General features: G+C 71.7%; 3 protein-coding genes. 1 reads left to right on the top strand and 2 read right to left on the bottom strand.

Annotated elements, in window-relative coordinates:
* Nucleotides 1–528: ABC transporter permease subunit (locus tag AC1D12_RS31250; protein ID WP_477845078.1), on the bottom strand; the 528-nt coding region annotated here is incomplete at its 3' end.
* Nucleotides 522–1,961 (bottom strand): argininosuccinate lyase, encoded by a 1,440-nt coding sequence (gene argH / locus AC1D12_RS31245; protein ID WP_477845077.1) that lies wholly within the window; start codon nt 1,959–1,961, stop codon nt 522–524. The genes argH and AC1D12_RS31250, both read right to left, overlap by 7 nt.
* A gap of 177 nt (nt 1,962–2,138) precedes the next feature.
* Between argH and AC1D12_RS31240 the strand changes: the two genes are divergently transcribed.
* Nucleotides 2,139–2,330: LysR family transcriptional regulator (locus tag AC1D12_RS31240; protein WP_477845076.1), on the top strand; the 192-nt coding region annotated here is incomplete at its 3' end.

Here is a 2,330-nt window from a genome sequence, read left to right as displayed (position 1 = left end):
CAGCAGCCCCGCGCGCACCACCTCGCTGGTGTAGGCGCCCTGGTTGATGYCCAGGCCGAGCAGCGCGGCGAGGAACGGCGTCATCACGTCGACGGTGCGCAGCTCCCACACCCCGGGCAGGCCGAGGGTCGGGAACACCAGCGCCAGGTTGAACCACAGCAGCAGCTGCAGGATCACCGGCGTGCCGCGGAACAGCCACGTGTAGCCGCGCGCGACGCTGCTGAGCACCGGGTTCGCCGACAGCCGCATCACCGCGGTCACGACACCGAGCACGATGCCCAGCGCCATCGCGAGCACGCTCATCACGACGGTGTTCAGCAGCCCCTCGAGGATCGAGCGCGCGGTCAGGAACCGCGCGACGTACGACCATTCGATCTTGCCGTGCGCGAACGCGTTCGCGATGAACAGCAGCACCGCGAGGATCAGCGCCGTCGCGAGGTAGCGGCCCCAGTAGCGGCGCGGCACCTGGGTCAGGTGCGAGATGCTGCCGAAGTCGTCCTGCGCGCGCACGGGCCCGGCGCTCAGCATCGCGGCCCCCGGTAGTCGGCGCACCACAGCGCCTGCGCGGCCAGTTGCAGCTTCAAGCGGCCGATCTGCTCGTGCACGCGGGCTGGTGCGGTGCCGCCGTGCCCGGTGCGCGCGGYGACGGCGGCTTCCAGCGTCAGGTGCGGCCGCAGGTCGGCGGTGAGCCGCGGGTCGACCTCGGCCAGCAGCGCCGCCGGGGCCTCGCCCAGCTCGATGCCCTGCGCCTCGCAGGCCTTCACGAGCGCGCCGGTGATCTCGTGCGCCTCGCTGAACGGCACGCCGCGCAGCGCGAGCCGGTCGGCCACCTCGGTCGCGAGCGTGAAGCCGAGCGGCGCCTGGCGGCGCAGCTCGTCGGCGTCGACGCGCATCGTGCGGATCATCCCGGCCATCGCCGGCAGCACCAGCGCGAGCGTGTCGACGCTGTCGAAGGCCGCGCCCTTGTCCTCGGCCAGGTCGCGGTTGTAGGCGAGCGGCAGCGACTTCAGCGCCGCCATCATCCCGGTGAGGTTGCCGATCAGGCGGCCGGCCTTGCCGCGGCTCAGCTCGGCGATGTCGGGGTTCTTCTTCTGCGGCATGATCGAACTGCCGGTGCAGTACGCGTCGTCGAGCACCACCCAGCGGAACTGGCGCGACGACCACAGCACCACCTCCTCCGACAGGCGCGACAACTCCACCGCCAGCATGCCGGTGATGAACAGGAACTCGCACACGTGGTCGCGCGCCGCGACCGCATCGATCGAGTTCTCGCACGGCGCGTCGTAGCCGAGCTCCGCCGCCGACAGCTCGGGCGAGCGGCACAGGGCCGAACCGGCGAGCGCCGCGGCGCCGAGCGGCGAGCGGGCGCTGCGGCGATCCCAGTCGACCAGCCGGTCGACGTTGCGGCCGATCGCCTGCGCATGCGCCAGCAGGTGATGCGCGAACACGATCGGCTGCGCCGGCTGCAGGTGCGTGAAGCCGGTCGACAGCGTCGTGACGTGGGCCTCGGCCTGCTGCAACAGCGCGGCCTGCAGCTCGAGCACCGCGGCGGCGATCGAGCGCGCCCGGTCGCGCAGGTACAGCTTCAGGTCGTTGGCGGCCTGGTCGTTGCGCGAGCGGCCGGCACGCAGCTTGCCGCCGATGGCACCCAGGCGCTCGGTCAGCACGCGCTCGAGGAAGGTGTGCACGTCTTCATCGGCCGGCGACGGGTGCAATGCGCCGGCGGCGAACTCGCGCCCGATCGCGTCGATCGCGTCCATCAGCGCATCGAGTTCGGCGGCCTGCAGGATGCCGGCCCGCTGCAGCTCGCGGGCATGGGCGCGCGAGCCGGYCAGGTCGTAGGGCACGAGGCGGAAGAAGCTCGGGTCGGAACGCGACAAGGCCTTCAGCGCCGCCGACGGCTCCGACTTGAACCGTGCGCCCCACAACCGCTGCGTCGCCGCCGCCGAACCTGCTTCCATGCCGTGTCACCCCGCAAGGGCCTCCGAAAGAATGGCGGGATGCTAGTGACGACGGCGCGCGCTGAACACCGAGATTAAGAACCGCGGCGGGCGCAAAAAAACTCAGCCTGTCGCAGGCCGCGCCGTGGCTGCGAAACACCGGCCGTGGCCTGAACCTTGCAAGCAATTCCTCCCCTCATGCCCAAGACGCCCGACCTTCCCTCGCTGCACGATGCCGCCAAGCGCCTGACGCCGCGCAGCCGGCTGCCGCCGCTCAATGCGCTGCGCGCCTTCGATGCGACCGCGCGCCACCTCACCGTCGTGAAGGCGGCCGACGAACTGAGCGTCACGCCGAGCGCGGTGAGCCACCAGCTGCGCACGCTCGAGGAC

It is taken from the genome of Rhizobacter sp. P1_G5 (assembly GCF_056405435.1).
Note: the sequence above shows the minus strand (reverse complement) of the source record. Positions and strands in the feature narration are given on the sequence as shown.